Here is a 21,616-nt window from a genome sequence, read left to right as displayed (position 1 = left end):
CCTCAGGACTGCTGCCTTGACACGGCGCCGTCGGCCTTGATCTGGGCTGTGGGCGAGAGCTGGCGGTCTCCGCGCGTCCGGAGGGTGACATCGGCTTCGGGCTCGGCGACCGCCCACGCGGCCGCCTGGACCGCGTAGCCCTCCACGGCGTCGGCCGAACATGACAGGGGGCTGTACCAGATCGTGTCCGGGTTGATCACGATGCGTTGCCGCAGCGCGCTTCCCGTCTCGCATTCCCTGAGCATCCCCTTCCGGAGCCAGGCGACGTCCACGGACACCACGGCCTGTACCGACCGCGTATTGCGGACCCTGACCCCGAACTGTGCGGTGCCCCTGTGGTCCACGGCCTGTACACACGGGCTGATGTCCAGACCGCCGGCCCCCGAGCCACGCCAGTCCCCGCAGTAGACATCCGTGTGCGGATACGTGCTGATGGGTGACGCCTGAAGTGGCGGGGAGTCAGACGTCGACGGCGGGGCGGGCCGTTTCCGCTCCGCGGAGGCGGACTGCCCGGACGGCTCGGCCGTCGAGGGCCGTTCCGTCGGCGTCGCCGTGCCGGACGGGCCCGCCGGCCGGCTCGACCGCGGCGTGGCCGAGCCGCCCCGCGCCGTTGCCATGGGGTCCGACTGCGCGGTGTCCGCCACACCGGCCGGCCCGCCGAACCACTTCTGGCCACCCAGGGCGAACGCCACCGCGGCCAGCAGCACCCCGCCCGCGACCAGCGGCACCGGCCGGAGCAGTCGGGGGCGGGGCGGTCGCGGCGGCTCCGCGGGGAGGGTGACGAAGGTGTACTGCCGGTTGTCGGAGCGGTCGTTGACGTCTCCGCTGCCGGTGATGTTCTGCCGGCCGTCGTCCTGGGCCCGGTTGTGCTGGGCCCCCGGGGTCGTCATCCGGCGTTCTGGGGGCCGGGGTGGACGTTGATGGTGCCGCTCTGGAGGATGTTCTGGGTGCCGCCCGCCTGGGCGGTGTTGTGCTGTACGAAGGTCTGCCGGGCCGCCGGGCCGCCGTCGGCGGGTACCAGGGCCACCAGTTCACGCAGCCGTTCCGCGGCGTCCGGCCGTTCGGCCAGCAGCGCGTGCAGTTCGCCCGCCCACTGCTCGGCCTCCCACCGGCCGACGGTCGCGCGTTCCGCGTCGTCGGCGCGGGCGAGGGCGGCCGCCGCGTTCTCCAGCCGGCGGTCCGCCTCCTGCGTACGGCCCTGATCCCCGCGCCCGAGCAGTTCGGCGAAGCCCGTCCGTACCGAGTGCCACGCGTCCGTCGCCATCGCTCCGATCAGTGCCGTGCCGCCGGCCGCCGCGAGCTGGCCAAGCGCTTCTGGGATCACCGAACGCCCCCTGAATTCAGTCGAGTTGGGTCATCTTCCCGGCAACAGGCGATGCGGGAAGAGAAAATTACCCCCTTCAGCCTTGTCGCGCCACATCAGTGTGGTGATCGCGGGCAGCGGCGGCCCGTCACCACACCCGCGCCGCACCGCCCCGCGCGAACGCCGGGCTCGTCGCGTCCGGCGGGACCGTTTCCAGTGGTTCGGCGATCTCGGTGACCGTGGGGCCCACCCGGGCCGCGACGGCGTCGAGGGCGGTGAGGTCGAAGCCGTAGACGCGGGCGGCGTTGCCGCCGGTCATGGCGGCGATCTCGGCCGGTGGAAGGCCGGCGTAGGCGGCGCGCAGGGCGTGCCGGGAGTACGGGTGGGTGCCCTCGTCGTGAGGGTAGTCGCTGCCCCACATGATCTTGTCGAGGCCGATCCGGTCGCGCAGCGGGACCTCGTGCGGGCGCATGAAGCTGGCGCCGACATAGCAGTTGGCGTGCCAGATCTCGGTGGGGGTGCGGTCCAGGGAGGCGGCCAGCCCGGCGCCGAAGCGGGACTCCGCGGTGGTGGCGCGGGAGGCGGAGGCGACCAGGCGGCCGTGGTAGTAGTCCAGCATGTCGAGGACGCCGGGGATCCAGCCGGAGCCCTGCTCGGTCAGTACCAGGGTCAGCCCCGGGTGGCGGGTGAAGACGCCGCCGAAGACGAGGTGCCACAGCGCCCGGTGGGAGAACCACGTGGTCTCCACCATGAACACCGCGCGGGCGGCCGGTTCGTCGCCGAGCGGCGGGGAGGCCGAACCGCCGTGGTGGTTGACGGGCACGCCGAGTTCGGCGCAGACCGCCCACAGCGGGTCGTAGTACGGCGAGTGGAGTTCGGGCAGCCCGGAGCCGGGCGGGGTGCCGGGGAGCATGATGCCGCCGGTGAGGCCGGCTTCCTTGGTGCGGCGGACCTCGCGGACCGCCTCGTCGACGTCGTTGAGGAGGATCTGGGCGACGCCCGCGCGGCGGCCGGGGGCCTGGGCGCAGAAGTCCGCCAGCCACCGGTTGTGGGCGCGCAGGCCGGCCCAGCGCAGCGCGAAGTCGGCGAGGGTGGGCGGCGGCGCCATCAGGGACGCGCTGGGGAAGAACGGCGGGATGGTGTTGGGGAAGACGACCTCGGCGACGATGCCGTCGGCCTCCTGCTCGGCCAGTCGCCGGTCGGAGTTCCAGTTGCGGTCGGCGGTGTCGGCGAGCAGGTCCTCGTGCGGGTTGACGTAGCCGGCGGCCCAGGCGTCGAACGCCTCGTGGTGGCCGGAGGGGAGGTAGGAGCGGTAGTCGAGGAGGTCGGCGCCGGCGTGGCAGTCGGCGGAGACGACGGTGTAGCGGGGCGCGTCGGTGGGCGCGCCGGGCACGGCGGTGTTCTCAGGCATGGGTCACCCCCACGTACGGGAAGTCCTGTCCGGTGAGCCAGTGGCGGCCGGTCTCGCGGGCGCGCCGCCAGGACGCCGCGACCGGTTCCTGGTCGGCGGGCTGGCCCAGCTCCGCCGGGGTGGGGCCGATGCGGCGGGCGTGCGGGGCGAGCCGGGCCGGGTCGAAGCCGAAGACCTCGGCGGCGGACGTGCCGAGGATGCGGCGGGTCTCGTCGACCGGGATGTCGTGGAAGGTGTTCGCCAGCCACTCCCGGGTGCGCGGCCAGGTGCCCTCCGGGTGCGGGAAGTCGCTGCCCCAGAGGATGTTGCCGACGCCGATCTCGTAGCGCTGGGCCAGTTCGCGGCGCTTGGTGTTGGTGGCGCAGACGAAGACGTTGCGGTCGAGGTACTCGTGCGGCGGGCGCTTCAGCCCGGCGAACGGGGAGAGCTTCTTGCCGCCGTGCGCGCCAAGGTAGAGCCGGTCCATGAACCACAGCAGGTTCGGCAGCCACCAGCAGCCGGACTCGGCGATGCCGAAGCGCAGGCCGGGGTGGCGTTCGAAGACCCCGGACCAGAGCAGGAACCACAGCGGGCGGGCCGGCCACCAGGTCACCTCGCTGACGAAGATGCCGAGGTGGTCGCCGTACTCCTCGCGCGGGGCGGCGCCGGAGTGGGTGACCACCGGCATCCCGGCCTCGGCCGCGGCGGCCCACACCGGGTCGTAGCGCCGGTCGTGGTAGGGGGCGCCGGCGCCCCACATGGCGGGGACCATCAGGGCGCCCAGGCCGTCGTCGCGGGCCCGGTGCAGCTCGGCGACGACGGTGTCGACCTCGCCGGTGACGGGCAACAGCGCGACGCCGCAGTGCCGTTCGGGGTCGGTGGCGCAGAACTCCGCGAGCCAGCGGTTGTGGGCCCGGGCGCCGGCCATGCCCAGTTCCGGGTCCTGGTCGCCGGACAGGCCGAGGCCGACGCCGAAGGGCGCGGCGGTCGAGCTGTCCACGGCGTCCGCGTCGGGGAAGACGACCTCGGCGGCCACCCCGTCGCCGTCGAGCTCCTTGGCCCGCCGCACCGGGTCCCAGCCGCCGCGCAGCCCCTCCTCGTGGTCCACGAACCACCGGGTGGCGAAGGTCTCGTTGCGGACGCCGAGCCGGGTCATGGCCGCGCGCCGGGCGTCCCGGCCGGCCAGGAAGTCGTCGAAGGCCCGGTGGAAGCGACGCTCCAGATAGGGGCGGTACTCCTCGGTGGGCAGTCCGGCGTGGCAGTCCGAGGAGATGATCAGGTAGGGGTCCTGGGACCCGGGGTCCGCGGGGCCGCCGCCCGGTGGGGCGGGGCGCGGTGCGGCGGGGTCCTGGTACGGGTCGCTCATGGCGGTCCCTCACTCGTCGTCGAGGATGAAGTGCTCCAGGTACGTGGGGGCGGTGCGGTCCAGCTGGGACCGCGCCCGCGCCCGGATCTGTGCGTCGGTGTGCGCGCTGGGCGGCAGCAGCCAGAAGCGGCCGGCCCGGATGCCGGCCACGACCTGCTCGGCGACGTCCTCGACGGGCGTGAACGCCACCTCCTGCCCGGCCTCCTTCATGGCCGCCTCCCACGCCACGAGGGTGCGGTAGGGCGTCCTGCGGGGGCGGGACTTGGCGTGCCGTGCGGGCCGGTTGCGGTGCGACTCCCACAGGCCGGTGCGCAGCATGTGCGGGCCGGGGAAGAGCACCGACGCCCCGACGGGGGCGCCCTCGGCCGCCAGGTGCGCGTACAGGGACTCGGTCAGGGTCACCACGGCGGCCTTGGTGACGGCGTAGACGGAGGCGGTGGGCAGCGGCGCGATCCCGCCGTCCGTGGAGGAGGTGTTGACGACGTGCCCCGGCTCCCCGGAGGCCAGCATCCGGGGCAGGAAGCACTGGACGCCGTGGAAGACGCCCCAGACGTTGACCTCGAACGCCCACCGCCAGTCGCTGGGGTCGTGCTCCCACATCCGCCCCTCGGCGCCGGAGCCCACCCCGGCGTTGTTGCAGAGCACGTGGACGGCGCCGAAGGTCTCGTACGCGGCGCCGGCCAGCGCCTCGACCTCCTCCCGTACGCCGACGTCCACGGTGCGCGCCAGCAACTCGACGCCGTCCGCGGCGAGTTCGCCGGCGGCGGCGCGCAGCGGACCCTCCTCGACGTCGGCGAGGACGACCTTCAGGCCCTCGGCGGCGAAGCGGCGGGCCATCGCCCGGCCGATGCCGCTCGCCGCGCCGGTGACCACCGCGACCTGCCCGGCCCGCAGCTCCATCAGACGCTCCCTTCCGGCGGGGCGTCCAGGACCTGCCGCGGGTCGTCGTAGCGCTGGTGGACGTAGGGCAGCAGGGATTCGGCGGGGACCCGCCGGACGACCTCGCCGCTCTGGTCGGAGGTCTTCTCGCCCAGGGTGATCCCGACCAGGGCCTGCACCGGGAGGTCGGCGACGGGGTCGTACATCGACTCCCGCAGCACCACGTCGCCGGTGATCCGCTCCAGCGTGCGGACCTTCTCGGTGCGCCGGCAGTGCACCAGGAGCGGGTCGCCGTCGAAGCCCGAACCGTCCACGGCGGGCAGGAACTTGAAGTAGAAGTCGGTCCGGGTCTCCGGTGCCGGCGGCGGCAGCTGGCCGCCGACCGCGCCGCGCACCTCCACGAAGGCGATGCCGTGCCGGGCGAGGGCGGCGCGGATGGTCAGACCGTCGCGCTCCACGGTGACCTCGCCGAGCTTCTTGGGCTCGCCGAAGACCTCCCGGCCGCCGGTCAGCGCCCGCTCGTGGGTCATCGGCATGACCAGCGGATACCAGCCCTCGGTGCCGTCGTGGGCGGCCGCGACCGCGACCGAGCCGGCGCCCAGCGGATAGCCGGGCAGGTTGACGGTGCTGATGGTGGCCCGGACCAGCGGGCGTCCGGTGGGCGTGAGCGGAGGCGGGAGGACGGCCGCGACCGCGTCCGGGTCGGTCTCCCACAGGGCCACCACACCGGTGGACCAGATGTCGGGGAGCCGGGCGCCGGCGGCGCGGGTCGCGGCGATCTCCGCCTCGGTGCGGGCTCCGTAACGCATGCGTGCCATGGCGTACCACCCTTCGTCGTCCGTGACGCGCGGGGGTTGTGCGAGGCGTCTGTAACACAGTTACACCGCTTCCGATGAAGGGTAAAGAGCCGTGCAGCGAACGGAGTTGGGCGATAGTGGGGTGCTATGACACGCAGTGCGCTGACCGGTGAAGAGGTCCTGGCGACGGCCGCCCGGCTGGTCCGGGCGCACGGCCCGGAGACCCTGACCATGCGCCGGCTCGCCACCGAACTCGGCACCGCCGTCACCTCCATCTACTGGCACGTCGGCAACCGCGAGTCCCTGCTGGACGCGCTGGTGGCCCGCACCCTCCAGGAGATGGGCGAGATCCGGCCGACCGGTGGCACGCCGCGGGCGCGCGTCGTCTCGGTGGCCCGCGCGCTGCGCACGGCGCTCGGCGAGCGCCCGCACCTGATCGCGATGGTGCACGAACGCGGGCTGACCGAGCGGATGTTCCTGCCCGCGCAGCAGGCGCTGGTCCACGAGGTGCACGCGGCCGGGCTGCGCGGGGAGCTCGCCGCCGAGGCGGTGCGCGCCGTGCAGTTCCTGGTCGTCGGCTCGGTCCTGGTGGACCGCAACCGCGCCCGGTCGCCCGCCCAGCACCCCAGCGAGCGCGAGCTGTGGGACTCCCCCGCCGCCGGGCAGGACCCGGCACTGGCCCGCGCCCTGGCCGCACCGGCCGACGCCGAACGGCTCTTCCTGGTCTCCCTGGAGGCGCTGGTCTCGTCACTGCTGGGGCCGGACCGAAGGCCGGCGTGAGAGCCGGCGTGCGGGCCGGGGCACGGGCTCCGGACGGCCCCGTCCGGCCGTCCCGAGGCCGTACCGCGGCCGTCCCGCGGCCGTCCCGCGGACACGGTGGCGCGCGGCGGCCCGGCCGGATGTGCCCCGGCGATGCGGTGGCTGTCGGTGCCGGCCCGTATCCTCAATGACCATGCTCGAAGACCGCAGCGCAGCCGCCCCCTCGATCGCGCCGAAGATCGGCCGGCAGCCGGGCCCGCAGACGCCGCCGGCCGACTGGCCGACCGGGTATCCCCAGGGATACGCGGTGGTCGACGTCGAGACCACCGGCCTGGCCCGCGACGACCGGATCATCTCCGCCGCCGTGTACCAACTCGACGCCCAGGGCGAGTTCCAAGACTCCTGGTACACCCTCGTCAACCCCCAGCGCGATCCCGGACCGGTCTGGATCCACGGTCTGACGAGCGAGGTGCTGGCGGACGCGCCGCTCTTCCCCGAGATCGTGCCGGAGCTGTCGGCGCGGCTGGCGGACCGGGTGCTGGTCGCGCACAACGCCATGTTCGACTGGTCGATGCTGGCCCGGGAGTACGCCCGCGCCGCCGCGGTCGCCCCGGTGCGCCAGCGGCTGTGCACCATCGCGCTGTCCAAGGAGCTGTGCCTGCCGCTGCCCAACCACAAGTTGGAGTCCCTCGCCGCGCACTTCGGCGTCATACAGGAGCGCGCCCACCACGCCCTGGACGACGCCCGGGTGCTGTCTGAGGCGTTCCGCCCCAGCCTGCGCCGGGCCGCGCAGACGAACGTCCGGCTGCCGCTGCTGACCTGCCAGCCGCTGACGGAGTGGTCGGACGCCCCCGCGCCCCGCTCGCACCCCACCGGCTCGTCCTACCGCCCCGGCACCTGGCGGCCGGCCCGCAAGCGCCCGGCCTGCCCGTACCCCAACCCGGGGCGCTACGAGCCCGGCGGCCGGCTCGTCCAGGGCATGCGGGTCGCCTTCTCGGGCGACACCTCCGTGGACCGCGAGCTGCTGGAGGACCGGGCGATCGAGGCCGGACTGCACGTGGCGACGAGCGTGTCCCGGCTGACGAGCCTGCTGGTGACCAACGACCCGGAGGCCCGGACGTCCAAGACGGTCAAGGCCACCACGTTCGGCACGGCCGTCGTCGACGAGGCGGCGTTCATGCAGCTGCTCCAGGACGTCCGGCCGGCAGCCCCGGCACCGTCGTCCGGGTGAAGCCCGGCCAACACACCCGGCGCCGCCTCGCCCCGGGTGGGCCCCGCCCGCAGTCTGTGGCGCATGGCACGTTGTGAGGTCTGCGGAAACGACTACGGCATGACGTTCGAGGTGCACGCGCAGGGCGCGGTGCACGTCTTCGACTGCTTCGCCTGCGCGATCCACCGCATGGCGCCGATCTGCGAGCACTGCCGGGTGCAGATCATCGGGCAGGGCGTGGAGGCCGAGGGCCAGTGGTACTGCGGGGCGCACTGCGCCCGCTCGGCGGGGCGGGTGGGCATCGTCGACCGGGTCTGACGCCGGTCCGCATCGCGGCGGCACGGCGGTGTCCGGTCCCCCGGCGGGGCCGGTGCCGGTCGCCGCCGGGGGACCCGCGGGCGGGGCGTCCGGGAGCGCCAGGTACCGTCGCTGCCGTGTACCGCTTCCTGTTGACCCGGCAGTGGGTGATCCTCACCCTCTTGGGCCTCGTCCTGATCCCCGTCATGATCAAGCTGGGGTTCTGGCAGTACCACCGCCATCAGCACAAGGTCGCGCAGAACGCGCAGATCGAGCACAACGTGCACGCCACCCCGGTCCCGGTGACCGAGCTGGCGGCCGTCGGCCGGACGCTGCCGCACGGCGACATGTGGCGCCAGGTCACCGCCACCGGAAGCTACGACACCGCGCACGAGGTCGTGGTCCGCCAGCGCACCGCCGCCGACGAGCAGTCCATCGGCTACTACGTCCTGACGCCGCTGGTGCTGGGCAACGGCGACGCCGTGCTGGTCAACCGCGGCTGGATCGCGGCCGGCAACGACCTCACCAAGTTCCCGCGGGTGCCGGCCGCCCCCAAGGGCACCGTCACGGTCACCGGCCGGATGATGGCCGACGAGACCACCGCGGCCAGCGGCATCAAGGACACCAGGGGCCTGCCGCCGCGCCAGGTCATGCTGATCAACAGCACGGAGCAGGCGAAGCGGGTGGGCCGGCCGATGCTCGGCGGCTACATCGAGCAGACCGCGCCCAAGAGCGACACCCCCGAGCAGGTGCCCGAGCCGGACTACAGCTCCATCGGCCCGCACATGGCGTACGCGATCCAGTGGTGGCTGTTCGCCGCGGCGGTGCCGGTCGGCTGGGTCGTCCTGGTCCGTCGGGAGCGCCGCGACCGGCTGGCCGCTGCGGCCAAGGAGGCGGAGGGCGCCGGAGCGGCCGAGCCGGCCGAGCCCGCGGACGCCGCGCCCGCCGAGGCCAAGACCGCCGAGGCCACCGAGGCCGCGGCCGCCGACGCGGAGCCCGTAGCCCGGACGGCCGTCGCCCCCGACTAACGCACCCGCCGCGCGGGAAAGGCCGCGGAGTGCACTCACGCATCGAGGACTACGCACTCATCGGCGATCTGCAGACCGCCGCACTCGTCGGCCGGGACGGCTCCATCGACTGGCTGTGCCTGCCGCGCTTCGACTCCCCCGCCTGCTTCGCCGCCCTCGTCGGCGACAAGCACAACGGCCACTGGACGCTCGCGCCCCGGTCCGGCGAGGCCCGCGCCGAGCGCAGCTACCGCGGGGACTCGTTGATCCTCGACACCGTGTGGGAGACCCCCGAGGGCAGTGTCCGGGTCACCGACTTCATGCCGCAGCGCGACCGCATGCCCGACGTCGTCCGGGTCGTTACGGGGCTGCGCGGCCGGGTGGAGATGCGCGGGGTGCTGCGGCTGCGGTTCGACTACGGGCGGGTGGTGCCGTGGGTGCGCGCCACCGAGGGCTCCCGGGTGGCGATCGCCGGCCCGGACTCGGTGTGGCTGCGCACCCCGTCCCAGGGCACCACCTACGGCAAGGACTTCAGCACCCGCTCGGACTTCACGCTCGCCGCCGGCGAGCGCACCGCGTTCGTGCTGACCTGGCACCCCTCGCACGAGCCCCGGCCCGTCCAGATCGACCCGTTCCAGGCGCTGGCGGACACCACCGAGGACTGGCACGCCTGGTCCGCGCGGTGCCGCTACGACGGCCCGTACCGCGCCGCGGTGATCCGCTCCCTGATCACCCTCAAGGCCCTCACCTACGCGCCCACCGGCGGGATCGTGGCGGCCCCCACCACCTCGCTGCCCGAGGAGCCCGGCGGGGTGCGCAACTGGGACTACCGCTACTGCTGGCTGCGCGACGCCAGCCTGACGCTGAACTCGCTGCTCGCCGCCGGGTACCACGACGAGGCCGGGGCCTGGCGGGACTGGCTGCTGCGCGCGGTGGCCGGCGCCCCCGAGGACCTCCAGATCATGTACGGGCTGGCCGGGGAGCGGCGACTGCCGGAGTTCGAGGTGCCCTGGCTGTCCGGGTACGAGGGCTCGTTGCCGGTGCGGATCGGCAACGCCGCCGTCGAGCAGCGGCAGCTCGACGTCTACGGCGAGGTGATCGACTCGTTCCACCTCGCGCACACCGCGGGGATGCCCACCGAGCCGCACACCTGGAGCATCCAACGGGCGCTGATGGACTACCTGGAGTCCACCTGGCGCGACCCCGACGACGGCATCTGGGAGATCCGCGGCCCCCAGCGGCACTTCGTGCACTCCAAGGTGATGGCCTGGGTCGCGGCCGACCGCGCGGTACGGGCGGTGGAGCGGTTCCCGCGGCTCGGCGGGAACACCGACCGCTGGCGGGCGATGCGCGAGGAGGTGCACCGGGAGGTCTGCGCCCGCGGCTACGACGCCGAGCGGGGCACCTTCACCCAGTCCTACGGCTCGCCCGAACTGGACGCCGCGACGCTGCTCATCCCGCGGGTCGGTTTCCTTCCCGGCGACGACCCGCGGGTGGTCTCCACCGTCGAAACGGTCCGCCGCGAGCTGTCGCTCCCCCTCGGCCCGAAGGGCACGGGAGGTGCCCCCACCAGCCTGGTACGCCGTTACAGCACCGAGGGGCAGTCGGTGGACGGGCTGCCGGGCGGCGAGGGCACGTTCCTGGTCTGCTCGTTCTGGCTGGCGGACGCGCTGCTGCTGACCGGGCGCCGGCGGGAGGCCCGGGAGCTGTTCGAGCGGCTGCTGGCGCTGCGGAACGACGTGGGACTGCTGGCGGAGGAGTACGACCCGGTCGCCGGGCGCCAGTTGGGCAACTTCCCGCAGGCGTTCAGCCACATCGGACTGGTGGGGACCGCCTTCGCGTTGCGCGGCGGGCCGGGGGCAGACTAGGGCCATGGATCTTGGACTCACCGACCGGACGTATCTCGTCACCGGCGCCACCCGGGGCCTGGGCTTCGCCACCGCCCGCGAACTGGTCGCCGACGGCGCCAACGTGGTGCTCACCGGGCGCTCCGAGGAGGCCGCGGCAAAGGCTGCCGCGTCCCTGGGCGAGCGGGCCCTGGGGCTCGCCGCCGACAACTCCGACCCGCAGGCCCCGGCCCGCCTGGTGGCGGCCGCCCGGGAGCGCTTCGGCCGTTTCGACGGCATCCTGATCAGCGTGGGCGGCCCGCCGCCCGGCACCGCCGCCGACAACACCGACGAGCAGTGGCAGACCGCCTTCGAGACGGTCTTCCTCGGCGCGGTGCGCTTCGCCCGGACCGCCGCCGCCGAGTTGGGCGAGGGCGGCGTCGTCGGCTTCGTCCTCTCCGGCTCCGTCTACGAGCCGATCGGCGGGCTCACCATCTCCAACGGCCTCCGCCCGGGCCTCGCCGGCTTCGCCAAGTCCCTGGCCGACGAGGTGGGGCCGCGCGGCATCCGCGTCGTCGGCGTCCTGCCCGGCCGGATCGCCACCGACCGGATGACCCAGCTCGACGAGCTCTCCGGCGACGCCGAGGGCTCCCGCGCCCGCAACTCCGCGACCATCCCGCTCCGCCGCTACGGCGACCCCGCGGAGTTCGGCCGCACCGCCGCCTTCCTGCTGTCCCCCGCCGCGTCCTACGTGACCGGCGTGATGGTCCCGGTGGACGGCGGCGCCCGACGCGGCTTCTGAAGAGCCGGGCGGACCGGGCGGCTTCCGGGGGCCGGCACCGCGCCCCCGAAGCGCCCTAGCTGACCCGCTCCGCCCGATGGCGCACCGCGCGCAGACGGACCTCCGTCGGCAGCGCGTCCAGGCCGGTCGCGGTGCGGGCCTGCGCCACCGCCCTGTCGGCCAGCCGCAGCAGCACGGTCCCGGGGTCGGCGTGCGGGGCGAGCACCAGCAGGGCGCGCACCTGCGGTGTCGTAGGGCGGCCGGTCAGCACGACGGCCGCCCGGTCGACGCCGTCCACCGCCACCGCCTCGGCCGCCAGGACCGCCTCCAACGCCGGCCCGCGCACCCTCGCGCCCTCCCCGTCGCCGCTGTCGACCAGCACCGTGCCGAGCCGGCGCGGCCGGAGCTGCGCCAACAGCCACCACAGCAGCAACAGCACCAGCACGGCCAGTCCGGCGATGACCGTCGGCCACCACCAGCCCCGGTCCGTGAACCGGGTGCGGTCCGCCGCGGGGAGCAGCACGCCGTCCGGGCGCGTCCAGGGCCAACCCGACGGCAGGTCCAGGTGCCGGCGGGCGGGCAGGTCGAGGCCGCCCATCAGGACCGACCCGCCGGTGCCGAGCAGGAGGAGGCCGATCAGCCCGAGCAGCACCCGGTTGACGGTCGCGCGGGCGGTGCGCACGGCGCGCTCACCTCCTCTTCGGGCGCCGGACGTCGACGGTCAGCCGCAGCCGACGCGCCAGCCCCAGCTCCCGCAGGCCGTCGCCCAGCACCGTGCCGAGGTCGCCGCGGACCACGTCGAGCGCGCGGAAGTGCGCCACGGCCCGGGCCCGGGCCCGCCGCCGGCCGACGGTCATCCGTACGGACTGCACACCGGAGACCTCCATGGCCCGGTCGCGCAGCACCAGCACGGCGGCCGACCGGTCGAGCCCGGCCCGGACGCCGGGGGCGGTGCGCCGCATCGACAGCACCGCCCGCAGCCCCGGGGTGACGGCCAGCACCAGCAGCCAGATCCCCAGGGCCGTCGCGGTCGCCGCGGCGCCCAGCACCCAGGGGTCGTCGAGGTGCCGGACGGCCAGTTCGTGGGCCAGCCACCGGCGCCAGGCCATCGCGGTGCGGCCGGCCCGCACCGCGGCCACGTCGTAGAGCAGCAGGCCCGCGGCGCCCAGCAGGACCAGCGCGACCAGTCCGGCGGACACCCGGCGGGCCGACCAGAAGCGCCCGGCGGGTGCACCGGAGTCCGGGCCGGGTTCCGCGGCGTCCGGTACCTGTGCCGGCAACCCGCCGGCGGCGCCGGGCCGCTCGCCCGTCCCCGCGCCGGCACCGGCCTCCTCCGCGCTCCCCGGCCCGCTCATCGCACCCGCTCCCGGTCCGTCAGCAGCGGTGAGTTCAGCCGCTCGACCTGAACCGCCACCTCGGCGACCGTCATGCCCGCCAACTCCCGTACGCGTTCCGTCACATGACGGCGCACCAGGCCGCACTGGGCGCCGATGGGCGCGGGGTAGGACAGCTCCACGGCGATCCGCAGCCGGGCCTCGCCGAACGGCGGGTGGACGTCGCGGTGGGCCACCGTCACCGTCGCGTGGGCGTCGGTGGGGGCGCCGGGGGCCGCCTCGCGCAGCGCCTCGCGGGCCGCCCGCGCGGCGATCTTGGCGACCACCCGGTCGGCGACCCTGGTGGCGCCGCGCTCACCTGCCGGTACGTCGGCCCCGGTGGAGGGCGGGGACACCGTCGCCATCCGGGGTCACCGCCGCCGGTCGTCGCGGTCGCCGGTGCGGGTGCGGAAGAAGTCCCCGACCTCCAGGTCCCCCTCCAGGAACCTGCCGGCCACGAACCCGACGGCGCCCAGCGCCGCCACCAGGATGAAGGCCCCGAACCCGCCGAAGTACCCGGCGAAGCCCAGCGCCATCCCGGCCACGAGGCCGATCACGGCCATGCTCATCGTGCGCTCCTTCGCTACCGCTCCGGTCGGGCCCGGTCACTGGAGCCGCGGCCCCGCCTCCCCGGTCCCGTCGTCCCCGTCGTCCTCGTCGGGCAGCTTCACGTCGCTCACCGCGATGTTGACCTCGACGACCTCCAGGCCCGTCATCCGCTCCACGGCGGAGATCACGTCCTCCCGGACGGCCCGGGCCACCTCCGCGATGGCCACCCCGTAATCGACCACGACCTCCAGGTCCAGCGCGGTCTGCACCTCGCCGACCTCGGCCTTCACCCCGCGGGCCGAGCGCCCGCCGCCGGGCACCCGGTCGCGCACCGCGCCGAGCGTGCGGGCGAACCCGCTGCCCAGCGCGTGGACGCCGAGCACGTCGCGGGCGGCGAGTCCGGCGATCTTCTCCACCACGCCGTCGGCGATGGTGGTGCGGCCGCGCGTGCCGGGGTCGCCACCGCCCCGCTTCACCGGCGGCTTCGTCGTGTCCGCGCCCTGCTGGCTCTCGGTCATCGCCGTGCGTCCCTTCTGCGCCGCGTCCCGGACGTGCCACCTGACGGGTCACGGCCGCGCCTCGCCGTGCGCACCCCACACCCCGCCCGCGGTGCGCTGCGACGCGCACGCGGGGCGCGACGACCATCAGGATATATGCACCTTTCGCACTGTTCGTTCCCTGCCCACAGTAGAGGCGGACGACCGGGTGCGCTCCGGGGACGCGGCAGCGGAGTGCCGCGCCCTGCCGGGGCGGACGGGCTGCGGCACGCTGGGGAAGTGATCCGGGAAAGGGGGTGACGCGGTGGCCGGGAACGCGTGGGCACGCGCCGTGCGGGAACAGCTCGGCATCGGCCGGGTCCTGCCGCTCGGCGGCCCGGCGGACGGGGCGTGGATCACCGAACGCGCGGCCCGCGCGGCGCTCCTGCGGGCCCCCGGCACCCCGCCCGGCGTGCGCCTGGCCGCCCTGCGGCTCTCCCTCGCCGCCCCCGACGACGCCCCGGCACCGGCCGTGCCGGCACCGCCCAGCGCCCTGCCACCGGGCCCGCTGCGCATCGCGGCGGACTTCACCGCACCGCCCGGCCGCCCCCTGCCGGCGCTCGCCGCACGGCTGCGGACGGCGCTGCTGACCACGGCCGAGGACGGCCTGGGGCTGCGGGTGGGCGCGGTGGACCTCCGGGTCACCGACCTGCTCGACGGCGCGGACGGGGGTCGGGACGGCCCCCGGGAAGGCCCCCGGAACGGCCCCCGGGACGACGAAGCGCCCGGGGGCGAGGACGCGGCGCGGGAGGGTGCGGGCCCGGGCAGCGGCGAGCGGGAGCCTGCGGACCTCGCCGCCCGGGTGCTCGCCGTTCCCGGGGTGGCCCGGCTCACCCCGGCCCTGGCCGGGCGCTCCCGCCCGGTGACCCGCACCGGCGGTCATGTCCTGATTCAGCTGACGACCGCCGCCGGCCACCGCCCGCTGGACGTGGCCCGCGCGGTCCGCCGGGCGGTCACCGGTCCGCCGCCGGCGCCGGAGTCGGCGGCGGTGCTGGTCACCGGGGTGGCGGGCGACTGACGGCCGGTGACCGCGGGACGGGTGCGGGTGATCAGTCCCCGACGCCGGCCAAGTCCCGCAGCCGTCGCGCCTGGGCGGCACGCTCGGCACGGCGCTGCTCCTCGTAGGTGCGGTCCACGGCACCGGCCAGCAGGGCCTTGGTCTCGATGACGGCGTCCCGGGGCGCGGCGGTGAGCGCGGCGGCCAGGTCGGCCACCGCGGCGTCGAGTTCGGCGCCGGGCACGACGAGGTTGGCCAGGCCGATCCGCTCGGCCTCCGCGGCATGCACGAAGCGCCCGGTGGCGCAGATCTCCAGCGCCCGGGCATAGCCGACCAGGCCGACCAGGGGGTGCGTGCCGGTCAGGTCCGGGACCAGGCCCAGACTGGTCTCGCGCATGGCGAACTGGGCGTCCTCGGCGGCGACCCGCAGGTCGCAGGCGAGGGCGAGCTGGAAGCCCGCACCGATGGCATGGCCCTGGACGGCGGCGATGGACACCAGGTCGTTCCGCCGCCACCAGGTGAACGCTTCCTGGTACTCGGCGATCGTGGCGTCCAGCGCCTCGTCCGTACCGCGTGCCAGATCGAGGAACGACGGCTCGCCGTCGAACCCTTCGGGCGTGAACGCCTGCCGGTCCAGCCCCGCGGAGAACGACTTGCCCTCACCGCGGAGCACCACGATCCGTACGTTTCCCGGCAGCAGCGAACCCGCCTCGGCCAGCGCCCGCCACATGGCAGGGCTCTGCGCATTGCGCTTGGCCGCGTTGGCGAGGGTCACCGTGGCGATCGCGTCGTCCACGGTGAGCCGCACACCGTGCTTGTCGAGCAGAGTCATGAGGGCGCCTCCGAGTCAGCCACCGCACCTGCGTGCGTAAGTGACTGAACGGTAACCTCCCGGCCGACTCCTCGGACGGCCGGGGGGCACCACTGCACCCGGAGCCGCGGGCCTCAGACTGAGGCGGCCTTCTTGCCCCTCGTGGCTCCGCCGCGGCCTCGCAGGATCACGCCGGATTCACTGAGCATCCGGTGCACGAATCCATAGGAGCGGCCGGTTTCCTCGGCCAGCGCCCGGATGCTCGCTCCGGCGTCGTATTTCTTCTTCAGGTCTGCCGCGAGCTTTTCGCGCGCAGCGCCGGTTACCCGGCTGCCCTTCTTCAGAGTCTCGGCCACCCGTGCCTCCTCGTGGGAAGTGCGCTCTGGACTCTCATGATCACCCCTCCTCGGCTTCCTGGCCACCCATTCCGCTAGGTCCGTAGGACATCCTTTGCCGTCCCCCGGGCGCCCGGCGCGGTCGGAATGCGTTCTTCCGCGCGCCCCGCCGCGCCCACGCGCGCCCCGATACGCGAGAAATGCCAGGTCAGGTGGTGTGCCGCCGAAAAGGCGACGGCCGGGCCCACAGGGCCCGGCCGCAAGCCGCAGGCTCGCCGGTGTACGAGCCGTTCTCACTCAGATGATGGATCACCCATGGGCCGAATGATCCAGCGGGCGTGATCCATCCGGCGGCACCGGTACGGCGGTGATCAGGCCAGCGCGACCAGGTCCGCGTAGTCCTGGCCCCACAGGTCCTCCACACCGTCCGGCAGCAGGATGATCCGCTCCGGCGACAGCGCGTCCACCGCGCCCTCGTCGTGCGTCACCAGGACCACCGCGCCGGTGAAGGTGCGCAGCGCACCGAGGATCTCCTCGCGGCTGGCCGGGTCGAGGTTGTTGGTGGGCTCGTCGAGCAGCAGGACGTTGGCGGAGGAGACGACCAGCGTCGCCAGCGCCAGGCGGGTCTTCTCGCCGCCGGAGAGCACGCCGGCGGGCTTGTCGACGTCGTCGCCGGAGAACAGGAAGGAGCCCAGCACCTTGCGGACCTCGACGAGGTCCATGTCGGGCGCGGCGGAGCGCATGTTCTCCAGGACCGTGCGGTCCGGGTCCAGGGTCTCGTGCTCCTGGGCGTAGTAGCCGAGCTTGAGGCCGTGGCCGGGGCGGACCTCGCCGGTGTCGGGCGTCTCCACGCCCGCCAGCATCCGCAGCAGGGTGGTCTTGCCGGCGCCGTTGAGGCCCAGGATGACGACCCGGGAGCCCTTGTCGATGGCCAGGTCGACGTCGGTGAAGATCTCCAGGGAGCCGTACGACTTGGACAGGCCCTCGGCGGTCAGCGGGGTCTTGCCGCACGGCGCCGGGTCCGGGAAGCGCAGCTTGGCGACCTTGTCGGAGGCGCGCACCGCCTCCAGGCCGGCGAGCAGCTTGTCGGCCCGCTTGGCCATGTTCTGGGCGGCGACGGTCTTGGTGGCCTTGGCCCGCATCTTGTCGGCCTGGGAGTTGAGCGCCGCGGCCTTCTTCTCGGCGTTGGCCCGCTCGCGCTTGCGGCGCTTCTCGTCGGCCTCGCGCTGCTGCTGGTAGAGCTTCCAGCCCATGTTGTAGACGTCGATCTGCGAGCGGTTGGCGTCGAGGTAGAACACCTTGTTCACGACGGTCTCGACCAGGTCGACGTCGTGCGAGATGACGATGAAGCCGCCGCGGTAGGTCTTGAGGTAGTCGCGCAGCCACGCGATGGAGTCGGCGTCGAGGTGGTTGGTGGGCTCGTCGAGCAGCAGGATGTCGGAGTCCGAGAAGAGGATCCGGGCCAGCTCGACGCGGCGCCGCTGACCGCCGGAGAGGGTGTGCAGGGGCTGGCCGAGGATGCGGTCGGGCAGGCCCAGGCTGGCGGCGATGGTCGCGGCCTCGGCCTCGGCCGCGTACCCGCCCTTGGTGAGGAACTCGGTCTCCAGCCGCTCGTACTTCTTCATGGCCTTCTCGCGGGTGGCGCCCTTGCCGTTCGCCATCCGGTCCTCGTTCTCCCGCATCTTGCGCAGGACGGCGTCCAGGCCGCGGGCGGAGAGGATGCGGTCGCGGGCCAGGACGTCCAGGTCGCCGGTGCGCGGGTCCTGCGGGAGGTAGCCGACCTCGCCGGAGCGGGTGACCGTGCCGCTGGCCGGCATGCCCTGGCCGGCCAGCACCTTGGTGAGGGTGGTCTTGCCGGCGCCGTTGCGACCGACCAGGCCGATGCGGTCGCCGCGGGCGATGCGGAAGGAGGCGGACTCGATGAGGATGCGGGCGCCGGCGCGCAACTCAAGGCCGGAAGCGGTGATCACGGAAAAACTCCAGGGCAGGAAGACGGCGGGTTGGACGGACGGTCCGAGAGCGGTCTACGCCGTCTAATGAACCCAAAGGAGAACTGCCATGCAGGCAGTCTAACGGGCCGGTGCAAGTCGTTTTCCGGCGTTGTCGGTCCCCACTGCGAGACTGTGAGCCAGGACACAGGAGTCCGGGCGGTGGGGTGCCGTCCGGCGCGCGAAAGGCACGGTGATCAGCATGGCAGGCACGCCGACGATGTTCCCCACTCTGCTCTACCGGGACGTCCCGGGCGCCCTCGGACAGCTGACGGAGGCGTTCGGATTCGCCGTCGCCGTGCGGTACGACGGCGCGGACGGACAGGTGCTGCACGCCGAACTCGCCTATGGCGACGGGGTGGTGATGGTCGGTTCGAAGGGCCGCGGCGGCCCGTTCGACGAGGCGATGAAGGGCGCCGGACCGAGCGGCGTCTACGTCGTCGTCGAGGATCCCGACGAGCACTGCGAACGGGCCCGGCGGGCCGGGGTGGAGATCCTGGTGCCGCCCACGGACCAGGACTACGGCGCGCGCGACTACCTCGCCCGGGACGCCGAGGGCAATGTCTGGAGCTTCGGCACCTACCGGCCGGGCGGGGCGGGGTGAGAGCCCGCCCCGCCCGGCCGGAGTGCCCGGGCCGTCACGCGCCGCCGGTGTGGACCTGGAAGGCCGCCCGGCGGACGGCCTTGGCGAGCGCCGGGTCGGGGTGGGCGGCGGCCAGCGCCACCAGCACCTGGACGGTGCGCGGGTGGCCGACGGCGCGGACCTCCTCCAGCAGTCGCGGCACCGAGCCCTGGACGGCCGAGTCCAGGTGCCGGACGAGCAGTTGGGTCTCGCCGTGGTCGGCCACGGCCGCCGCGGTGTCCACCCACAGCCAGGTCGACTCCTCGCGGGTGAGGACGTCGGGCGCGGTCTCCGGGTCGCCGCCCTCGTGCTCGAAGAGCCACAGCAGGGCGTAGGGGCGCAGGCCCGGCTCCTCCGCGGCGGTGCGCACGGCCGGTTCCGCGGGGGCGCCGACCGCGCGCAGCGCCTCGAAGGCCAGCCCGCGCAGCAGCGCGTCCTCGCCGCGGGCGACGGTCAGCAGTTCCTCGACGGCGGCGCCGACGGAGCGGGCGGCGAGCCAGGCGCGGTATTCGGCGCGGGCCGGGCCCGGGGTCAGCCGCGCGCAGCCGCGCAGCATCGCCTCGGCGGACTGCTCGATGTTGCCGGCCGGGCTCTGCGCGGCGACGCAGATCTGCTCCAGCTTGACCCACACCGACCAGTTGCCGAGCGGCGTCAGCTGCGCCTCCTGGCCGTGCCGGCCGGCTTCTCCGGCGCCCCGGTGGGCCGCCTCGCCGGCGCCCGCCGGCGGCATCAGCGCGCCCACCGCGCGCAGGGCGTCCAGCGCCCAGTGCAGCAGGTCGACGAGCGGCGCCCCCGCGGCGTCGCTCGTCGTTCCCGCGGCGTCGGTGCCGTCCGGGGCCGGGTCCGCGCCGTAGGGGACCTCACAGCGTTCGGTGCGCAGTTCGGCGACGCGCTGGTCGAGCATGTCGAGCAGCACCGGCAGGCGTACCGGCCCGGCGGACAGGTGCAGCAGGGACAGCAGCTGCGGGACGGCCTCGACGACCTCGGCGACGGCGGCCGGGCCGGCCGCCTCCGGGACCGGCAGGGCCAGCGACCAGGCGTCGAAGAGCGCGACCCAGCCGCGCAGCGCGGCGGTGTCGTCGCGGTCCCAGGCGCGCAGCCGCCAGCCGGGGCGGGCGAGGCCGTCGTGGAGTTCGACGAGTCCGGCGAGCCGGGCCCGGTCCCAGTCGGTTCGGACCTGGTGGGGCGTCAGGCCCAGGGCCTCGGCGGCGCCGTCCGCGGCGGCCCGCGGGAGCGATCCGTCGGGGCCGGCGCGGAGACTGCCCGCGCGGTCGGCCCAGCGTGCGAGACGGGCCGCGCCGGCCAGTGCGGCACGGGCCTGGCGGGCCAGTTCCGCGGGCGACGGGGTGCCCTCGGGGGGCCGGGGCGCCGGGCGGGTGGCCCGGGTGCTCACCGCCCGGCGGGCGGCCGCAATCGGTTGGCGGGGGACGAGTCGGAGCCGGGAGTCGCGCGGTGTACGGGACGTCACAAGAGCAGTCTTGCCGCTGACGGCCCGAAAACCCAATCGGAACCCGGCTTGCGGCTCTTCCGGTGCGCGTCACCCCACCGCCCCATCCCCGATATGGGGAGTTGTCCGCCCGTCCACCTCCGCCGCCCGGCGCTCGACCGGGCCGCCGGGCGGCGCCGTCACATGAGGGGCGTGAGGAAGCGGCGCAGGGTCTCCTCGTAGCGGTCCGGGGCGGCGTTCCACATCGCGGCGTGCGGGGCGTGCGGGACGGGCTGAAGGGTGATCAGCTCCGGGCGGCGGGCGGCGAAGCGCCGGGAGGCGTCCCAGGGGGCGAGGAGGTCCTCGGGGCCGTGGAAGAGGAGGACGGGCACGTCGAGCTCCTCGGGGTCGACGGCGTCGGCCGGGCGGTCGACGGGCAGTCCGGTGTGGCCCTCGGCGGCGCGGACGGCCAGCGGGAGCAGGGCCCGCGGGATGCGCCGGGCGGTGGCCAGCGCCCGGACGGTGGCGTCCCGGTCCAGGACCGGGGAGTCCAGGACGAGGCCGGAGACGCGGTGGCGCAGGGCGGAGTTGACGGCGGCGCGCAGCGCCATGGTGGCGCCGGCGGACCAGCCGTACAGGACGACCCTGCGGGCGCCGTAGCGGACGGCGTAGCGGATCGCGGCGTCCAGGTCGCGCCACTCGGTTTCGCCGAGGTGGTGGATGCCGTCGGCGGTGCGCGGGGCGCCGGGGTCGTTGCGGTAGGAGAGGACGAGGACGGGGAAGCGGTGGTGGTGCAGGAACGGCAGCACCACCATGGGGTGTTCGCGGGTGGTGCCGATGCCGTGGACGGCGATGACCCAGGTGTCGCGGGCGCCCGGCACGAACCACGCGGGCAGCGCGCCCAGTTCGCCGGGGATGTCGACGTCGGCGCAGGTGATGCCGAGGGTGTCGTGGGGGTTGCCGATGTGCACCTGCGGGGTCAGCCGCATCCGGGCGCCGGGCCGCAGGGTGCCGTGGGTGACCCGTTCCAGGCGGCGTACGACGGCGTCGGCGGGGTGCGGGCCGCCGTGGACGACGGGGCCGACCACCGCATGGCAGCCGGCGCCGGTCAGGCCGTAGGTGCCGGGCCTGAGGGACACCAGGCTGCGGGTGAGGGCGATGCGGTCGCCGGCGGCGGAGTGGACGGTGAGCCGGGAGTCGCCCGGGAAGGGGTGGTCGGGCGACGGTTTCAGGGCAACGTCGCCGGCGTACCGCCCGGCCGCCACGGCGGCCGCCCCGGCACCGATCACTGTGGTGGCGGTCACCGCCGCCACGGTTCCCCGTCGCATCCCTCCAGTGTGCGCAGCGCCGCCGGTCCCGGCCAC

The 21,616-nt window shown here is 74.8% G+C and carries 24 protein-coding genes; 8 read left to right on the top strand and 16 right to left on the bottom strand.

Annotated features, from left to right (window positions below; genetic code table 11):
* Nucleotides 1-2: 2 nt before the first annotated feature.
* The 6 genes from SNOUR_RS44815 to SNOUR_RS29805 form a co-directional block, all read right to left on the bottom strand.
* A complete protein-coding gene (locus SNOUR_RS44815) occupies nt 3-890 on the bottom strand; it encodes a hypothetical protein (RefSeq protein ID WP_067353082.1) in 888 nt (295 codons plus the stop codon).
* Complete coding sequence (locus tag SNOUR_RS29825; RefSeq protein ID WP_159425934.1) at nt 887-1,324, bottom strand: hypothetical protein; 438 nt, start codon at nt 1,322-1,324, stop codon at nt 887-889. Before SNOUR_RS29825 ends, SNOUR_RS44815 begins: the two co-directional genes overlap by 4 nt.
* 127 nt (nt 1,325-1,451) lie before the next feature.
* The gene (locus tag SNOUR_RS29820; protein ID WP_067353077.1) at nt 1,452-2,714 is read right to left on the bottom strand and encodes an amidohydrolase family protein; all 1,263 of its coding nucleotides are present in this window, start codon (nt 2,712-2,714) and stop codon (nt 1,452-1,454) included.
* Nucleotides 2,707-4,059 (bottom strand): amidohydrolase family protein, encoded by a 1,353-nt coding sequence (locus tag SNOUR_RS29815; protein ID WP_067353074.1) that lies wholly within the window; start codon nt 4,057-4,059, stop codon nt 2,707-2,709. Before SNOUR_RS29815 ends, SNOUR_RS29820 begins: the two co-directional genes overlap by 8 nt.
* A gap of 9 nt (nt 4,060-4,068) precedes the next feature.
* Complete coding sequence (locus SNOUR_RS29810) at nt 4,069-4,959, bottom strand: SDR family NAD(P)-dependent oxidoreductase (protein WP_067353071.1); 891 nt, start codon at nt 4,957-4,959, stop codon at nt 4,069-4,071.
* On the bottom strand, nt 4,959-5,756 hold the full coding sequence (locus SNOUR_RS29805) for an acetoacetate decarboxylase family protein (protein WP_067353067.1): 798 nt from the start codon (nt 5,754-5,756) through the stop codon (nt 4,959-4,961). The genes SNOUR_RS29810 and SNOUR_RS29805 overlap by 1 nt, the downstream gene beginning before the upstream one ends.
* Nucleotides 5,757-5,882: 126 nt before the next feature.
* On the opposite strand from SNOUR_RS29805, the gene SNOUR_RS29800 reads away from it, so the two are divergent.
* The 6 genes from SNOUR_RS29800 to SNOUR_RS29775 all read left to right on the top strand — a co-directional run bounded on the left by SNOUR_RS29800 (nt 5,883) and on the right by SNOUR_RS29775 (nt 11,636).
* Entirely contained in the window at nt 5,883-6,515 is a 633-nt protein-coding gene (locus SNOUR_RS29800) for a TetR/AcrR family transcriptional regulator (protein ID WP_067353066.1), read from the top strand.
* A gap of 166 nt (nt 6,516-6,681) precedes the next feature.
* The gene (locus SNOUR_RS29795) at nt 6,682-7,725 is read left to right on the top strand and encodes a DEDDh family exonuclease (RefSeq protein WP_079142960.1); all 1,044 of its coding nucleotides are present in this window, start codon (nt 6,682-6,684) and stop codon (nt 7,723-7,725) included.
* A 63-nt stretch (nt 7,726-7,788) separates the two neighbouring features.
* Complete coding sequence (locus SNOUR_RS29790) at nt 7,789-8,022, top strand: metallothionein (RefSeq protein ID WP_039637610.1); 234 nt, start codon at nt 7,789-7,791, stop codon at nt 8,020-8,022.
* A 116-nt stretch (nt 8,023-8,138) separates the two neighbouring features.
* The gene (locus tag SNOUR_RS29785; RefSeq protein WP_067353063.1) at nt 8,139-9,029 is read left to right on the top strand and encodes an SURF1 family cytochrome oxidase biogenesis protein; all 891 of its coding nucleotides are present in this window, start codon (nt 8,139-8,141) and stop codon (nt 9,027-9,029) included.
* Nucleotides 9,030-9,058: 29 nt separating this feature from the next.
* Complete coding sequence (locus tag SNOUR_RS29780; RefSeq protein ID WP_067353060.1) at nt 9,059-10,876, top strand: glycoside hydrolase family 15 protein; 1,818 nt, start codon at nt 9,059-9,061, stop codon at nt 10,874-10,876.
* Between the two features lie 4 nt (nt 10,877-10,880).
* Complete coding sequence (locus SNOUR_RS29775; protein ID WP_067353058.1) at nt 10,881-11,636, top strand: SDR family oxidoreductase; 756 nt, start codon at nt 10,881-10,883, stop codon at nt 11,634-11,636.
* Between the two features lie 55 nt (nt 11,637-11,691).
* On the opposite strand, the gene amaP is transcribed toward SNOUR_RS29775, so the two are convergent.
* Genes amaP through SNOUR_RS29750 form a run of 5 tightly spaced genes read right to left on the bottom strand, consistent with a single transcriptional unit; the run spans nt 11,692 to nt 14,055 of the window.
* Nucleotides 11,692-12,297, bottom strand: coding sequence for an alkaline shock response membrane anchor protein AmaP (gene amaP, locus SNOUR_RS29770; RefSeq protein WP_067353055.1), 606 nt, complete (start codon nt 12,295-12,297; stop codon nt 11,692-11,694).
* A 7-nt stretch (nt 12,298-12,304) separates the two neighbouring features.
* Entirely contained in the window at nt 12,305-12,970 is a 666-nt protein-coding gene (locus SNOUR_RS29765) for a DUF6286 domain-containing protein (RefSeq protein ID WP_067353053.1), read from the bottom strand.
* Nucleotides 12,967-13,353: a hypothetical protein gene (locus SNOUR_RS29760; RefSeq protein ID WP_067353050.1), complete on the bottom strand. Its 387-nt coding sequence runs from the start codon at nt 13,351-13,353 to the stop codon at nt 12,967-12,969. Before SNOUR_RS29760 ends, SNOUR_RS29765 begins: the two co-directional genes overlap by 4 nt.
* A 6-nt stretch (nt 13,354-13,359) precedes the next feature.
* Nucleotides 13,360-13,557, bottom strand: coding sequence for a hypothetical protein (locus SNOUR_RS29755; RefSeq protein ID WP_067353047.1), 198 nt, complete (start codon nt 13,555-13,557; stop codon nt 13,360-13,362).
* A gap of 36 nt (nt 13,558-13,593) precedes the next feature.
* Nucleotides 13,594-14,055 carry an Asp23/Gls24 family envelope stress response protein gene (locus SNOUR_RS29750; protein ID WP_067353045.1) on the bottom strand — a complete coding sequence of 154 codons (462 nt, stop codon included), beginning with the start codon at nt 14,053-14,055 and terminating at the stop codon, nt 13,594-13,596.
* 283 nt (nt 14,056-14,338) lie between these two features.
* On the opposite strand from SNOUR_RS29750, the gene SNOUR_RS29745 reads away from it, so the two are divergent.
* Nucleotides 14,339-15,091, top strand: a complete 753-nt coding sequence (locus tag SNOUR_RS29745; RefSeq protein WP_067353043.1) for a hypothetical protein — start codon at nt 14,339-14,341, stop codon at nt 15,089-15,091.
* A 31-nt stretch (nt 15,092-15,122) separates the two neighbouring features.
* Here SNOUR_RS29745 and SNOUR_RS29740 read toward each other — a convergent pair whose 3' ends face one another.
* The 3 genes from SNOUR_RS29740 to abc-f all read right to left on the bottom strand — a co-directional run bounded on the left by SNOUR_RS29740 (nt 15,123) and on the right by abc-f (nt 18,186).
* The gene (locus SNOUR_RS29740; RefSeq protein ID WP_067353040.1) at nt 15,123-15,902 is read right to left on the bottom strand and encodes an enoyl-CoA hydratase/isomerase family protein; all 780 of its coding nucleotides are present in this window, start codon (nt 15,900-15,902) and stop codon (nt 15,123-15,125) included.
* A 113-nt stretch (nt 15,903-16,015) separates the two neighbouring features.
* Nucleotides 16,016-16,237 carry a helix-turn-helix domain-containing protein gene (locus tag SNOUR_RS29735; protein WP_018541244.1) on the bottom strand — a complete coding sequence of 74 codons (222 nt, stop codon included), beginning with the start codon at nt 16,235-16,237 and terminating at the stop codon, nt 16,016-16,018.
* A 350-nt stretch (nt 16,238-16,587) separates the two neighbouring features.
* Complete coding sequence (abc-f, locus tag SNOUR_RS29730) at nt 16,588-18,186, bottom strand: ribosomal protection-like ABC-F family protein (protein WP_039637600.1); 1,599 nt, start codon at nt 18,184-18,186, stop codon at nt 16,588-16,590.
* 220 nt (nt 18,187-18,406) lie between these two features.
* Between abc-f and SNOUR_RS29725 the strand changes: the two genes are divergently transcribed.
* A complete protein-coding gene (locus tag SNOUR_RS29725) occupies nt 18,407-18,808 on the top strand; it encodes a VOC family protein (protein WP_067353037.1) in 402 nt (133 codons plus the stop codon).
* Between the two features lie 34 nt (nt 18,809-18,842).
* Here the strand turns inward: SNOUR_RS29725 and SNOUR_RS29720 are convergent, their stop codons facing one another.
* Both SNOUR_RS29720 and SNOUR_RS29715 read right to left on the bottom strand, forming a co-directional pair.
* Complete coding sequence (locus SNOUR_RS29720; RefSeq protein WP_079142958.1) at nt 18,843-20,294, bottom strand: hypothetical protein; 1,452 nt, start codon at nt 20,292-20,294, stop codon at nt 18,843-18,845.
* Between the two features lie 158 nt (nt 20,295-20,452).
* Nucleotides 20,453-21,580 carry an alpha/beta hydrolase gene (locus tag SNOUR_RS29715; RefSeq protein ID WP_067353032.1) on the bottom strand — a complete coding sequence of 376 codons (1,128 nt, stop codon included), beginning with the start codon at nt 21,578-21,580 and terminating at the stop codon, nt 20,453-20,455.
* Between the last annotated feature and the right edge of the window lie 36 nt (nt 21,581-21,616).

This window comes from Streptomyces noursei ATCC 11455, assembly GCF_001704275.1.
In the GTDB taxonomy this organism is placed as follows: Bacteria; Actinomycetota; Actinomycetes; order Streptomycetales; family Streptomycetaceae; genus Streptomyces; species Streptomyces noursei.
The sequence above is the reverse complement of the archived record's forward strand: the minus strand, read 5'-3'. Positions and strand labels throughout refer to the sequence as shown.

Coding starts and splice junctions, on each gene's coding strand:
- SNOUR_RS29725 (WP_067353037.1), top strand. CDS start 18,407: ATGGCAGGCACGCCGACGATGTTCCCCACTCTGCTCTACCGGGACGTC.
- SNOUR_RS29795 (WP_079142960.1), top strand. CDS start 6,682: ATGACCATGCTCGAAGACCGCAGCGCAGCCGCCCCCTCGATCGCGCCG.
- SNOUR_RS29775 (WP_067353058.1), top strand. CDS start 10,881: ATGGATCTTGGACTCACCGACCGGACGTATCTCGTCACCGGCGCCACC.
- SNOUR_RS29820 (WP_067353077.1), bottom strand. CDS start 2,714: ATGCCTGAGAACACCGCCGTGCCCGGCGCGCCCACCGACGCGCCCCGC.
- SNOUR_RS29810 (WP_067353071.1), bottom strand. CDS start 4,959: ATGGAGCTGCGGGCCGGGCAGGTCGCGGTGGTCACCGGCGCGGCGAGC.
- SNOUR_RS29750 (WP_067353045.1), bottom strand. CDS start 14,055: ATGACCGAGAGCCAGCAGGGCGCGGACACGACGAAGCCGCCGGTGAAG.
- SNOUR_RS44815 (WP_067353082.1), bottom strand. CDS start 890: ATGACGACCCCGGGGGCCCAGCACAACCGGGCCCAGGACGACGGCCGG.
- SNOUR_RS29760 (WP_067353050.1), bottom strand. CDS start 13,353: ATGGCGACGGTGTCCCCGCCCTCCACCGGGGCCGACGTACCGGCAGGT.
- SNOUR_RS29765 (WP_067353053.1), bottom strand. CDS start 12,970: ATGAGCGGGCCGGGGAGCGCGGAGGAGGCCGGTGCCGGCGCGGGGACG.
- SNOUR_RS29800 (WP_067353066.1), top strand. CDS start 5,883: ATGACACGCAGTGCGCTGACCGGTGAAGAGGTCCTGGCGACGGCCGCC.
- SNOUR_RS29740 (WP_067353040.1), bottom strand. CDS start 15,902: ATGACTCTGCTCGACAAGCACGGTGTGCGGCTCACCGTGGACGACGCG.
- SNOUR_RS29805 (WP_067353067.1), bottom strand. CDS start 5,756: ATGGCACGCATGCGTTACGGAGCCCGCACCGAGGCGGAGATCGCCGCG.
- SNOUR_RS29815 (WP_067353074.1), bottom strand. CDS start 4,059: ATGAGCGACCCGTACCAGGACCCCGCCGCACCGCGCCCCGCCCCACCG.
- SNOUR_RS29715 (WP_067353032.1), bottom strand. CDS start 21,580: ATGCGACGGGGAACCGTGGCGGCGGTGACCGCCACCACAGTGATCGGT.
- SNOUR_RS29790 (WP_039637610.1), top strand. CDS start 7,789: ATGGCACGTTGTGAGGTCTGCGGAAACGACTACGGCATGACGTTCGAG.
- SNOUR_RS29755 (WP_067353047.1), bottom strand. CDS start 13,557: ATGAGCATGGCCGTGATCGGCCTCGTGGCCGGGATGGCGCTGGGCTTC.